The organism is Kallipyga massiliensis ph2 (assembly GCF_000311985.1).
GTDB lineage: Bacteria > Bacillota > Clostridia > Tissierellales > Peptoniphilaceae > Kallipyga > Kallipyga massiliensis.
On record NZ_HE978586.1, the window covers coordinates 128,022 to 141,271 of the forward strand.

8 protein-coding genes and 1 pseudogene are annotated in these 13,250 nt (G+C 51.2%); 3 read left to right on the plus strand and 6 right to left on the minus strand.

Annotated elements, in window-relative coordinates:
* Window positions 1-121: 121 nt before the first annotated feature.
* Both HGKM_RS07255 and HGKM_RS09170 read right to left on the minus strand, forming a co-directional pair.
* The gene (locus tag HGKM_RS07255; protein ID WP_019134679.1) at window positions 122-2,782 is read right to left on the minus strand and encodes a valine--tRNA ligase; all 2,661 of its coding nucleotides are present in this window, start codon (window positions 2,780-2,782) and stop codon (window positions 122-124) included.
* Window positions 2,783-2,802: 20 nt separating this feature from the next.
* Window positions 2,803-2,925: a hypothetical protein gene (locus tag HGKM_RS09170; RefSeq protein WP_280986171.1), complete on the minus strand. Its 123-nt coding sequence runs from the start codon at window positions 2,923-2,925 to the stop codon at window positions 2,803-2,805.
* Between the two features lie 185 nt (window positions 2,926-3,110).
* On the opposite strand from HGKM_RS09170, the pseudogene HGKM_RS08635 reads away from it, so the two are divergent.
* The 3 genes and pseudogenes from HGKM_RS08635 to ppdK all read left to right on the plus strand — a co-directional run bounded on the left by HGKM_RS08635 (window position 3,111) and on the right by ppdK (window position 7,729).
* A pseudogene (locus HGKM_RS08635) lies at window positions 3,111-3,950 on the plus strand (transposase family protein).
* Between the two features lie 196 nt (window positions 3,951-4,146).
* Window positions 4,147-4,965, plus strand: a complete 819-nt coding sequence (locus HGKM_RS07265; RefSeq protein WP_019134682.1) for a kinase/pyrophosphorylase — start codon at window positions 4,147-4,149, stop codon at window positions 4,963-4,965.
* A 136-nt stretch (window positions 4,966-5,101) separates the two neighbouring features.
* A complete protein-coding gene (ppdK, locus tag HGKM_RS07270) occupies window positions 5,102-7,729 on the plus strand; it encodes a pyruvate, phosphate dikinase (RefSeq protein WP_019134683.1) in 2,628 nt (875 codons plus the stop codon).
* Window positions 7,730-7,786: 57 nt separating this feature from the next.
* On the opposite strand, the gene HGKM_RS07275 is transcribed toward ppdK, so the two are convergent.
* From HGKM_RS07275 to HGKM_RS08375, 4 genes are all read right to left on the minus strand, one after another.
* Entirely contained in the window at window positions 7,787-8,866 is a 1,080-nt protein-coding gene (locus HGKM_RS07275; RefSeq protein WP_019134684.1) for a hypothetical protein, read from the minus strand.
* Window positions 8,867-8,954: 88 nt separating this feature from the next.
* The gene (locus HGKM_RS07280) at window positions 8,955-10,001 is read right to left on the minus strand and encodes a Fic family protein (RefSeq protein ID WP_019134685.1); all 1,047 of its coding nucleotides are present in this window, start codon (window positions 9,999-10,001) and stop codon (window positions 8,955-8,957) included.
* A 196-nt stretch (window positions 10,002-10,197) separates the two neighbouring features.
* Window positions 10,198-11,226 (minus strand): tryptophan--tRNA ligase, encoded by a 1,029-nt coding sequence (gene trpS / locus HGKM_RS07285; protein ID WP_019134686.1) that lies wholly within the window; start codon window positions 11,224-11,226, stop codon window positions 10,198-10,200.
* Between the two features lie 126 nt (window positions 11,227-11,352).
* Window positions 11,353-13,185 (minus strand): C40 family peptidase, encoded by a 1,833-nt coding sequence (locus tag HGKM_RS08375; protein ID WP_019134687.1) that lies wholly within the window; start codon window positions 13,183-13,185, stop codon window positions 11,353-11,355.
* Between the last annotated feature and the right edge of the window lie 65 nt (window positions 13,186-13,250).

Below are 13,250 nucleotides of genomic sequence, written 5' to 3' on the forward strand. Positions count from 1 at the left end.
ACTTTAATTACTCTTGCGAGCTACTTTACAATAGTAGTACGTAATCCACCATCTGTCAATCCTAGGCCACTGAATTTACCCAAATCTTACAAAGAATGGATGAAAAGAGACAGGCCCGGTACTAGAGCTTGGATTTGGCATCGTCCAGGGCCTTTTCCAATTCCGGAATCATGGCCCGGTAGCGGTCGGCCTTGTCCCTTTCCTTCTGGACAACAGCCTCGGGAGCCTTGCCGGTGAACTTGTCATTGGCCAGCTTCTTCTCCGCCTTGCTTAGTTCAGATTGGGCATTCTCCAAATCCTTGGTCAGCTTTTCCACCTCTTCCCGGTAGTCGATCAAACCGGCCAGGGGAATGTAGATTTTTACCTTATCGCGAACGATGACCACGGCATCTTCCATGTTGGGATCCCGGTCCAAAACGCTCACCCCTTCGGCAGAGGCCAGGTTCCGGAATTCATAGGCCAGGCCTTCCAGAAGTTCTCGAACCTCCAGGTCCTGGGCATAGAAGACCAGGTCAGCCTTCTTCTTGGGGGGAACATTTCGACTTTGACGCTCATTCCGGATAGCCACAATGGCGTCAATGGTCAGCTTGACCGCCTCTTCCTCCTTGGGGAAGGAGGGATAGTCAGCCGCCTCGGGATAGGGGGCATGAATGATCTTTCCCTGACTGGAGGGAAGGTAAGCCCAAATTTCCTCTGTGATAAAGGGCATGAAGGGGTGGAGGAGGCGGACGATGGCGGACAGGACGGTCTGGAGGACGGTCTGGACCACTTCCTTCCGGGCCGGGTCCTCCCCGTAGAGACGGGGCTTGGACATCTCAATGTACCAGTCGCAGAAGGTGAACCAGATGAAGTCATAAAGGGCGCCGGCAGCCAGACCGATCTCGAATTTGGACAGGTTCCGGTCAACCTCTTCCAGAAGGTCGTGGAGGGTGGAGAGAATCCACCGGTCCTCCACCTCTAATCGGTCGGGGTCCAGGTCAGACAAGTGGAGGTTTCCCTCCCCTTCGTCCAGGCTCATGAGGACAAAGCGGGTGGCATTCCAGAGCTTGTTGGCAAAGTTTCTCGAGGCTTCCACCTTGGCTTCCGAATACCGGGTGTCGTTGCCCGGGGTGTTCCCGGTGACCAGGGTAAAGCGGAGGGCATCGGCCCCATACTGGCTAATGACATCAAGGGGGTCAATCCCGTTGCCCAGGGACTTGGACATCTTCCGTCCCTGTTCGTCCCGGACCAGGCCGTTGAAATAAACATGGGAGAAGGGGGATTTCCCGGTAAAATGCTTGGCCGAGAAGACCATCCGGATGACCCAGAAAAAGAGGATGTCATAGCCGGTGATCAGGGTGTCGGTGGGATAGAACTTGTCCAAGTCTTCCGTTTCCTCCGGCCAACCCAGGGTGGAGAAGGGCCAAAGAGCTGAGGAGAACCAGGTGTCCAGGGTGTCGGGATCCTGGTCAAGCTTATCGGACCCGCAGGCCGGACAGGCATCCGGAGCACCCTCTGTAGAGACGATGATCTCCCCACAGTCCTGGCAGTACCAGACCGGGATCCGGTGGCCCCACCAGAGCTGGCGGGAAATGGTCCAGTCGCGAATGGAGTCCACCCAATTCATATAAATTTTATTAAAGCGGTCAGGGACCAACTTGACCTCGCCCTTTTCCAGGGCCTCCCTGGCTCCTTGGATATACTCATCCATGGCCACAAACCACTGCTTGGAAAGGAGGGGTTCGATCACCGTCCCACACCGCTCACAATGGCCCACAGCATGTTCAATCTCTTCCACATGGTCCAGGTAGCCTTGGGCTTCCAGGTCCGCTACCATGGCCTTCCGGGCCTCCTGACGATCCATGCCAGAATACTTTCCGTAGCCCTCGGCAATGGTAGCCTTTTCAGTGATGACCTTGCACTGGCCCAAGTCATGGCGGCGACCGACTTCAAAGTCGTTGGGGTCATGGCTGGGGGTAATCTTCAATGCCCCGGTCCCGAACTCCCGGTCGACATAGTCATCGGCAATGACGGGGATCTCCCGGTTGACCAGGGGGACGAGGACGATCTTCCCCACAAAGTCTTTAAAGCGGTCGTCCTCCGGGTGGACGGCCAGGGCCAGGTCGCCCAGGATGGTCTCCGGCCGGGTGGTCGCAATCATGAGGAACTGATCCGACTGGTCCTTGAGGGGGTATTTGACATACCAAAGATGGCCATGGTCATCCTCATGGTCAACCTCGGCATCTGAAATGGCCGTCCCGCAGGAGGGACACCAGTTGACGATCCGGTTACCTCGGTAGATTTTTCCTTCTTTATAGAGGTCCCCAAACACCTTGTAGACGGCCTTGGATAGGCCTTCGTCCAGGGTGAACCGTTCCCGGGTCCAGTCACAGGAGACTCCCATCTTCCGGAGCTGGGACCGGATGTTCCCGCCGTATTCCTCGGTCCAGTCCCAACAGGCTTCAAGGAACTTCTCTCGGCCCAGGTCCTTTTTCGACAGTCCCTGTTCCGCGAGATGGGCCACCACCTTAGCCTCGGTGGAGATGGAGGCATGGTCGGTTCCCGGGATCCAAAGGGCTTCAAAGCCCTTCATCCGCTTCCAACGGATCATGATGTCCTGGAGGGTGGACACCATGGCATGGCCCATGTGGAGCTTGCCTGTAACATTGGGTGGGGGCATGGCGATGGTGTAGGGCGTCTTGTCTGAATGGACATCAGCCACAAAGTCCCCATCCTTTTCCCAAGCTTGGTAGATCCGTTCTTCAAAAGAGGAGGGATCGTAATGTTTGTCCAAATTTTTCATTTCCTACCTGCCCTTCCTCATTAACGCATGGATAAAACGACACTGGCGATAATACTTCCTACCATAGTAAGGGCCAGGATGATGGCAATAACCTGCCCTACTAATCGTCTCGATTTTTTCTTCTGGTTCTCCGGGTTTTTCATGAAAAACTCCTTCCTCAAATAATCCTTCTTATTTTAACATATATAATGACTCATTCTGCAGTGACTACCCGACCCCTTTCATGAGAATTGTAGAGATACAATTGATGTGAGACCAAGAAGAAAAAAATATAGAGAGAAATCCTGTACAATGAAAGTGCAAAGCAAACAAAGAAAGGATTCTCTCTATGTCTACTAGTATAACAAAAACTCAGCGTTATCTCCCACATACTTTATAAACAAGATTTCATGCGGTTAAAACGTATCGTTTAGGATATTCTGTCATCTTCGTTATTCGCCGCTACAAGATCTCAAAAGCCTCACTCATGCGTTGGAATCGCCGCTTTGACGGCAGACGGGAGTCACTAATGGACCGTTCCCACCGGCCGAAAAGTCCGCATCCAACTGCCCATACAGAAGAAGAAATAACTTGGATTCAAAATTTCATTCGGCGAAATCCAACCATCTCCCTCATTGAGCTCTACGCCAAACTGAAATTTCAAAAGGGCTACCGCCGCCATTCCTGCTCACTTTTTCGTTTTCTTCGGAAACAGGGCTTCTACCAACAAAAAGCCTCAAAGAAGAAGCCCTATATACCGAAGCCTTACGATACCCCGAAAGCACTCGGCGTGAAGTGGCAACTCGATGTCAAATATGTTCCAAACGCTTGTTACGTGGGGAAAATGCCGGATCGATTCTTTCAATACACCGTCATCGATGAAGCCAGCCGAGAACGCTTCATTTACCCCTTCCGTGAGACCGATCGGGTACATCCTTTCGATCTTTACTGTCAAGAAAAGGGGATTGCCCACAAACTGATTCGGCCCAGGACACCAAGGCATAACGGTAAGGTCGAACGGAGTCAACGAAATGACAATGAGCGTTTTTATGCTCATCTCTCCTTCTACAGTTACGAAGACTTGATTCTACAAATGAAACGCTATCTCTACAAATCCAACCGACTACCTATGCAGACGCTACAATGGCTAACGCCTATGGAAAAAAGAGCCCAATTACTGGCGGGCTAGCCCGCCAGTAATGAGGATAGTATACAGGAGATCTCAACTTACTTTTTTGGTCTCACATCATTTACAAATGTACAACTACCCGACCCCCTTCATGAGAATAAAGAGACTTTCCTTCTTTCGCCCTCCCGCTATCCTGGGGGAATATGATAAAATATAGAGTGGACCGGTTCTTGGTATGGAGAAAGGAGGGCCTGAAATGGACCAAGTGATTTACCTTCTGACAGATGGGCGGAAGGAAGACGTCCTTCCCTTTGTGGAGAAGGCCTGTCGGCTTGCCGGACTCGCTTGTCCTATACATAGCTATGGCCCGATTATCCAACCCGACTCCATCGATCGTGTCCTTGGCCGGATCCGGAAGGAGGAAAAGGTCGTTATCCTCTTCCACGCTCTTGAGGAAAGCGGTCTGCGCGAAGAGGTCCATGCCTTCGCGATTAAAGAGAGGATCCCCACCTACGACCTCCTCTCCCCCATCCTCACCCTCCTCATGACCGCCGGCAAGAGGGAATTGATCGGTTCCGGTTCCGGGCTCCAAGGGGACATGGACCCCTCCTCCCTGGACCATCTTCTAGCCTATGATTTTGCCCGCCGCTTTGATGACGGACAGGATCCCCGGGGAATCCATTATGCGGACCTGGTCCTGATCGGGATCTCCCGGACCATGAAGACCCCCCTCACCCTCTACCTGGCCAGCCGGAAATTTCGGGTGGTCAATGTTCCCCTTCTTCCTGAGGTGACGCCTCCGGCGGAACTCTTCCGGATCAGTCCCAAGAAGGTGGTGGGCCTGACCGTCAGCCCAGACCAACTTCTGGCCCTCCGCCGGGAAAGGTTGAAGAGCCTGGGTCTTCCCCCCGACTCCGCCTATGCCTCCCTGGAACGGATTGAGGAAGAGCTGGAATATGCGGACGGGATTATGAGGCAGATTGACTGTCCCAGGGTCGATGTGACCGGAAGAGCGGTCGAAGAAATTGCAGAAATTATTTTGGCCCTGAGGGAAGATGAGGACAATTTGGGGTAAAAGTAAATATTGAGTGTTTGTTTTGGAAGGAACTGTGATGAAATCGATCGGAAGCTGAAAAACCGGCCGAACCGGCTGGGGCGGACGGGCGCTTTCAAACAGTGAAGAAATTTTATTGTATGAAAGGGGTTACTGAATGACAAAGTACGTCTACAACTTCGATGAAGGAAACAAAGACCAACGTCTCCTTCTCGGCGGCAAGGGCGCAAACCTTGCTGAAATGACCAACATGGGAATCAACGTTCCCTATGGCTTTATCCTGACCACTGAAGCCTGCACACGCTACCAAGAGGAGCAGAAGATTTGGCCCGAGCTCATGGATGAAGTCCAAGCCCACCTGAGTCAGGTCGAGGATCATATTGGCAAAAAATTCGGTGATAAGGAAGATCCTCTTCTCTTCTCCGTCCGTTCCGGTGCTCCTATTTCCATGCCCGGTATGATGGACACCATCCTCAACCTGGGTCTCAACGATGAGTCCGTTGTTGCAGTTGCTGAAAAATCCGGCAACCCCCACTGGGCTTATGACTCCTACCGCCGCTTCATCCAGATGTTCTCCAACGTGGCCATGGGCCTCGATTCTGAACATTTTGAGGAACTCCTGGCCAAGAAAAGAGAAAAAGCCGGCGTCCAGAACGACTTCGAACTCTCTGCCGAGGACCTCAAGGACTTGGCCGAAGAATACAAGGTGAAGTATAAGGAACTCCAGGGCGAAGACTTCCCCCAGGACCCCCAAGACCAGCTCATCATGGCGGTCGAGGCCGTCTTCAAGTCCTGGAACAATGACCGTGCCATCCTCTATCGTAAGATGAACGAAATCTCGGACTCCCTGGGAACCGCCGTTAACGTCCAGCAGATGGTCTTCGGTAACATGGATGAAACTTCCGGCACCGGCGTTGCCTTCTCCCGTAACCCCGCCACCGGTGAAAACAAACTCTTCGGTGAATACCTGATGAACGCTCAGGGCGAAGACGTCGTTGCCGGTATCCGGACCCCCTTCCCCATCAGCCATCTTGAAGAAGACAACCCCAAGGTTTACAAGCAGTTCCTGGAAACTTCCGAACGCTTGGAAAAGCACTATAAAGACATGCAGGATATGGAATTCACCATCCAAGAGGGTGAACTCTTCCTCCTCCAGACCCGAAACGGAAAGCGGACCACCTCTGCTGCCGTGAAGATTGCTGTCGACCTGGTCCATGAGGGCATGATTACTAAAGAAGAAGCCATCCTCATGGTCGAGCCCAAATCCCTGGACCAACTCCTCCACCCCGCCTTCAAGGCTGAATCCCTCAAGACCGCTGAAGCCGTAGCCACCGGTCTGGCCGCCTCTCCTGGCGCTGCCACCGGACGAATCGTCTTCACTGCTGATGAGGCGACCAAAGCCAAGGAAAACGGCGAAACCGTCATCCTTGTCCGGAATGAGACTTCTCCGGAAGACTTAGCCGGCATGGTTTCCGCCGCCGGTATCCTGACCGCTCGTGGCGGCATGACCTCCCACGCTGCCGTTGTGGCCCGTGGTATGGGGAAGTGCTGCGTCACCGGTGCTCATGAGCTCCGAATCAATGGCCAGGAAAAGACCGTTGCCATTGGCGATAAGACCCTGACCGGGAAAGACATCATCTCCATTGATGGCGGAACCGGTAAGATCTACGTCGGTGAGCTTGAAACCGAAGCTCCCAAACTGGCCGGCGACTTCGGCGAATTCATGGGTTGGGTCAAGGAAATCAAGGACATGAAGGTCCGGACCAACGCGGATACCCCGGCTGAAGCCCAGCAGGCTATTGATTTCGGTTGCGAGGGAATCGGCCTTTGCCGTACTGAGCACATGTTCTTCTCCGAAGACCGGATCCAAACCGTCCGCCAGATGATCCTGGCCCAGAATGATGACCAGAGACAAGATGCTCTGGATAAGATTGAACCCCTCCTGGAGCAGGATTTCTATGAGATGTACAAGATCATGGAAGAACGTCCCATGACCATCCGTCTCCTGGATCCCCCTCTGCACGAGTTCGTCCCCAGAGAAGAAAAAGACATCGAGATTGCCGCCAAGAACCTGGGCATCTCCGTTGAGGATGTCAAGAAGGACATCGAAGATCTGGCTGAAGTCAACCCCATGCTGGGACACCGCGGTCTGCGCTTAGGCATTTCCAACCCCTCCATCTACCGGATGCTGGGTCGTGCCATTATGCAGGGCGCCCTCCGTGCCAAGGAAGAAATGGACTGTGACTTCATGCCTGAAATCATGATTCCTCTGTCCACCGACCAGAAGGAACTCAAGTACGTTATGGATGAGGTCCGTGAAGAAATCGAAATGGTCTTTGAAGAAAAGGGCAAGAAGATGGACTACCTCCTGGGTACCATGATCGAGACCCCAAGAGCCGCCCTCCTCTCCGATGAGATTGCGGAAGTTTCCGACTTCTTCTCCTTCGGCACCAACGACCTGACCCAGATGACCTTCGGCTTCTCCCGTGATGACGCCGGCAAGTTCCTCCAGGTCTACCTGGACAAGAAGCTCTTCGAGCGTGACCCCTTCATCTCCCTGGATCAAAAGGGTGTTGGCAAACTGGTCGAACTCTCCGTTGAAAATGCCCGCAAGGTCAAGGGCGAAAAGATCCACCTGGGCATCTGCGGCGAGCACGGCGGAGACCCTGCCACCGTCAAGTACCTCTACAATGTCGGACTTGACTATGTCTCCTGCTCCCCCTACCGGGTCCCCATCGCTCTCCTGGCAGCGGCCCAGGCCACTGTGGAAGCCAAGAACAAGTAACAAGCTCCAATTGAACCAACAAAAAGGCCATCCCGAAAATTCGGGATGGCTTTTTTCTTATCTATCCAATTCATTGACCGGCAGGATATTCGTTAAGTAAAAACCGTCTTCTAATTGCAAGGGATAGCTATTCAGCAATTGAAAAGATGGTAATTCGTACTGATAGACTCCCTTGCTATTCGCAACAATGAAGCGGTCTCCCATCATAGCGGTTGCTTCCAAAGGAACTTTTAAATCGATCATCTTTTCCTTCCCATCGGGATCAATGACAGAAACTTCTGATCCTTTTACAACGACAGGATCGAAATGGGTCACAATAAGCTTGTCGTCATATCGGTAAATCGCATGCGGCCAAATATAGGAGCTTCCTATCTCCTCAATCGCATAGGTCTCTTCATTGATTTTAATGATTTTCCCTGTCGGGTGACCCTTCTCATCAAGGTTAACCGTAGCATATAGGTTTCTCCCATCATCCATAGCCATTCCTGAAAGAGAACCAAAGGAAGAGATATCCTTTTTGTGGAGCAATCGGAGATCCTCAGAATAAACGCGCATAGTATAAACATTTTCCTCCGAGTCATCTCCATCCATGTTTTTATCAAAGGCAAAGAGCTTGTTTCCACCGGGAAAAATGCAGGTTAAGTAAGAACCCGGTAACTCGACTGTCTTACTGGTGCCTTCTTTCTTGTCCCATGCCTCCAAATAGGAAATCCCATTTAAGTTGCTGACCGAATACACCTTTTCGCCAATGGAGGCCATATGAATTAAGTTAATATGCTGAGAAGGATATTCAGTGATTTGGAGCGTCTTCTTATTGACACTGATGACTTTTTTTGTATCTTTCTGATTGCCCAACCCCACAGGAATAACATACAACTCATCCCGATTCTCTGCTGGCGAATAAAAAGAGGAACCCAGAGCAGCATAGGACAGCTTTTGCTCTTGCATAGTCTGAAGTTTTGAATCAAACCACCATATCCTTGAATCATACTTATGTTCATTTGTAATGACAAGGCCAAAATCGATTGACTCTCTTTTTAGAGAGGAGGGGGGCGTGTCCCATAGATATCCGCAGGCAGTAAAGAAAAAAAGCACTAGAAAGCTAAAACTTGCAAAAAATACTTTTGATCTGCTCATTTTCTTATCGCTCTTTCCTTTTTGAGAAGATTAGCTCTCTCCACGATCCCCACAGTTATAGTCATTTGTTTATTCATGGCACTCAACCTCATACCCCGATATACCTTGTTGCCCGGCCCGAACCAATTCGTTTTATCGAGCCGGCCTTGACCATGGCTCCGAGAACGGCTTCCACGGTCGTGGGGCTGACATCAGGGAGGATCTTGCAGATCTCGGCTTTGGAAATCGGGGTCAGGCTGTTCAGCACGGTCGCCTCCACACGGGCTTTTTTTGTGATCTTCTTGCCATGCACCACCGCGAACCGCTTGTCCAGCTCCTTGTAGCACATATAGAGGGTGGACAGGAAATTTTCGATAAAGGGGAAATAGGAGTTTTCGTTTGTGCCCCACCCGGCAGAGGACTGCCGCAATGCCTCATAATAGTACGCCTTATAGTTGTTGATCTGCTCCTCAAAGGACACATATTTTCCGGCGTCAAAGCCGTTTTTGTACAGCAGCAGTAGCGACAGCAGCCGAGACATTCTGCCGTTGCCGTCTTGGAATGGGTGGATGCAGAGAAAGTCCAGTATCACACAGGGGATCAGAAGAAGCTGATTGATATTGGCATCGCTTCGGGCCTCAAGATAGGCAAGCTCCAACTGCTCCATGGCTTTGGGCGTCTTACTTGCAGACGTGGGGCGAAAACGCACGTGCCGATTTCCGTCAGTATCAATCTCCAAAATTACATTATCATCCGTCTTATACTTTCCGCCGTATTCATAGCCCGCAAAGCTCATCATCATTTCGTGCAGCCGCAGAATATCGCTCTGCCGAAAGTCGATATGCCCATATCCGAGATGAATTTCGTTCAGCGCATCTCTGTATCCTGCGATCTCTGCCTCGTTGTGGTTCAGCGGAGCGCTGTTTTGATTGACAATAGCGGCAATGCGCTCGTCGCTGGTCACAATGCCCTCGATGGCATTGGAGCTTTTGATGGACTGTACCTTTGCCACGGCTTCCAGCTCTGTAAATATCTGTATGTATTTGTCTTTGCGCACACCTGCCATGGTTTTCAGTGCGGCAATATTTGAAGTTAGATTGATAAGCTTTGCCGGTAGCAAACCGTTATTCAAAAAGGAGTAATCGAATTGTCTCATACAGCACCAGCCTTTCTGCACATAATTATAGCATTTTATGTGCAGAAAGGCTGGTGCCAATCAATTTATCTGCATATAATCTTTTAGATTATATGCAGATAACCGCTTTGCATAGGCAGTATAATGAGAAAACGGCATGGGGTTTCCGTGCCGTTTGCGTCAGATTGACACAGTCCTTTTTTGCTCATTCTTCCCTTTAATGTTCAATGAATCCCACCTTCCGGTAGACCTTGGACAGGGTCCGGCGGGCGGTCCGGCCGGCCTCCTCAGCCCCTTTCTTGTAGATATCATCCAGGTAATTCTTGTCTGCGGTAATCTCCAGGAAGCGGTCCCGGATGGGCGACATAGTTTTCACGATAGTCTCGCCCAGGAGTTCCTTGAACTCCGCATAGGAGATGTTGCCCAGGTCATTAACAATCTCCTGGGGCTTTCGGCCGTCATAGGCAGAGAAAATGTTAATCAGATTTTTCAGGCCAGGCTGGTCATCCGAGTAGGCGAAATGGGCCTCGGAGTCGGTGACTGCACGGGCTATTTTCCGCCGGATGGTATCCGGATCGTCCTTGATCAGGATGTAGGCATTGGGATCCTCATCGGACTTGGACATTTTCACCGAGGGGTCCTTGAGAGACATGATCCTGGCCGCCGATTCCGGCATCCAGCCTTCAGGCAGGGTGAAGGTGGGCGAGTAGCGGTGGTTGAAGCGCTCGGCAATATCTCGAGTGAATTCCAGATGCTGCTTTTGGTCTTCCCCGACCGGGACATAGTCAGCCTGGTAGAGGAGGATGTCGGCTGCCATGAGGACCGGATAGGTGAAGAGGGCGGCATTCAGGTTGTCTTCATTCTTCTGGGACTTGGCCTTCCACTGGGTCATTCTCTCGAGCTGGCCCATGTAGGAGAGGGAGGAGAAGACCCAGGACAACTCTGCATGCTCATGGACATGGGACTGGATAAAAAGGGTCACTTTTTCCGGGTCAAGGCCTGCAGCAATATAGTAGGCCAAAACTTCTCGCGACCGGCGACGGAGGTCAGCGGGTACCTGGTGGACTGTGATGGCGTGGAGATCGGCCACAGCAAAGAAGCAACGATAGTCTTCCTGTAGGCGGACAAAGTTTTGGATGGCCCCCAGGTAGTTGGCAATGGTCAGGTCCCCTGAAGGTTGGACCAGACTAAGGACCGTCTTTGACGGAGAAGAAGAATTGGTGGTTTTGATAGGATCTTCAGACACGATGGATTTCCTTTCTTTTCTATTCGATCACTAGCGACAGACCAAGTCCGACGCCCACTAGCTTCTTATTATAACAAAAGTCGCCTCCAAAGAGGCGACTTTTCAAGGAACGATTCAATAAGGGAATTAGTTGATAATCCGGCGAGCACCCATATAGTGGTTGATGAACCAGGATGAGTTCAAGCTATCGGTGCGGACACCCAACTGCGGGGTTGACGCATGGATGATTTGACCATCGCCGATGTAAATACCAACATGACCTACACGACCGCCGGAGCTTTCATTGGAGAAGAAAACGAGGTCGCCGGGACGGAGGTTTGCTTTTGAAACGGAATAGCCGTTCGAGGTCTGGGCTGCCGCTCCACGTTGGATCGTATAGCCGAAGGACCGGTAGAGCCAGGAGGTTAAGCCGGAGCAGTCAAAAGAGTTGGGACCTGCTGCTCCATAGATGTATGGTTTCCCTAGCTGCTGTTTGGCTAAATTGATAATCTGATCCACGGTTCCCTGACCTGCCTGGTTGCTTCCTTGGTTTTGGGAGGGTGCCTTCTCTTCAACTTGGGGGGCAGATTGCTTCTCTGTGGAGAAGAATTTGCTGCTGATATAGCCAACGCTGCCATTAAAGTTGATTTGAATCCATCCGTTCTTTAGGTCTTTACCTTGGATGGGGTCATTTCTGTGGAGGTAACCGATCGAGTCATAACCGGTGCCGGGACCCTGACGAACAAAGAGGGAGTCGGCTGTGGTATAACCGGAGACGTCCGTGGAAGGCTGGGCTTCCTGCTTATCAGAGTTATTGTTCTTTGTCTCAGGGGCCTTTTTTTCTTCCACCTTGGTTTTTTCGAAAGAAAGAACATTCTTATGAATGTAGGCGGTTTGCCCTTGGTAATTGATCTTGATCCAACCCAGAGAGACTTCTTCTCCCTGAACAGGATAATTAATCGAAGCTACACCGATGATATCTGCAGAATTGGAGGGACCTTTGCGAACATTAGCCGTAGAAACCGAAACGAAGCCGGAATAGGCAGCCCCGGATTTTTCCTTGGGCTCTTCTTCCTTTTTCTTATCCTCTTTTTTTGCGGATTCTTTCTTGGCCGCTTCTTCTTTTGCCTTTTCCTCTTCGGCCTTCTTCTTGGCGGCTTCTTCTTCCGCCTTTTTCTTGGCTTCCTCTTCTTCCGCCTTCTTACGGGCCTCTGCTTCTTCTCGTAGGGTCTTCTGGCGGGCGATCATCTGGTCGAATCCGGCAGGAGTTAGCTCATCAACGAATTCAGCATTAATATAAGAGAGGTCATCCCCTTCACCAAAGGCGATCCAACCATCTTTAAGTTGTCCAATGACCAGGTCATCCTTGGAGAGGATGTCGATGATTTCATAATTGGAGCCGGCTCCGGTACGAACATTAAGGGCATCAACAGTAACGATGCCGCGGAATTCCCGGGCTTCCTCTTCTTCTTTTTTCTCTTCCGTTTTTTCTTCTTTTTTAAAGGCAAGCTCAACTTCAGGCGTTGATGCATCCTGGTCTTTCACACCGCTAAGGGGGTCAAGGACATCGTCCTTTTCGGAAGCATTAGCAAGATCGGTGGTTTCTTCCGGTACTTCTTCTTCAACCGCTGTCTGAGAGGATGCCCGAGACTCTTCAAGAGCAAGCTCTACAGAGGACGACTGGCTTTCTTCAGAAGGAAGCTCAACAACCTCTTCTTCCCGGCTCTCGACCGGTTCTTCTTTTTGAACGATGTATTCGACATTTTGAACAGGATCAAAGACCTTTTCTTCGACGACGTTGACTTCTTGGGAAAGCTGAGCGTCTTCCTTTGCCTGATCTTGAATGTTTTTGTATTGGTTGGTTAGATCTTTGGTCATGTGGTCCGCTGTGGACCTGTCTATGTCGATGAGCGGGATCGCTGCAATGGCGCCGGTAACCCCTACCACACCAACAACAGCCCCAATTTTTCGCTTATCCAAAATGCACCTCCGTGACTTGTTACCTTTGTAACCTGAATACATAATAAGTTACTTCCGGCGGCTTG

Bases quoted from the DNA above. Each gene is read 5' to 3' on its own strand.
- ppdK (WP_019134683.1), top strand. From the start codon at position 5,102: ATGACAAAGTACGTCTACAACTTCGATGAAGGAAACAAAGACCAACGT.
- HGKM_RS07255 (WP_019134679.1), bottom strand. From the start codon at position 2,782: ATGAAAAATTTGGACAAACATTACGATCCCTCCTCTTTTGAAGAACGG.
- HGKM_RS07275 (WP_019134684.1), bottom strand. From the start codon at position 8,866: ATGAGCAGATCAAAAGTATTTTTTGCAAGTTTTAGCTTTCTAGTGCTT.
- HGKM_RS07265 (WP_019134682.1), top strand. From the start codon at position 4,147: ATGGACCAAGTGATTTACCTTCTGACAGATGGGCGGAAGGAAGACGTC.
- HGKM_RS09170 (WP_280986171.1), bottom strand. From the start codon at position 2,925: ATGAAAAACCCGGAGAACCAGAAGAAAAAATCGAGACGATTAGTAGGG.
- HGKM_RS07280 (WP_019134685.1), bottom strand. From the start codon at position 10,001: ATGAGACAATTCGATTACTCCTTTTTGAATAACGGTTTGCTACCGGCA.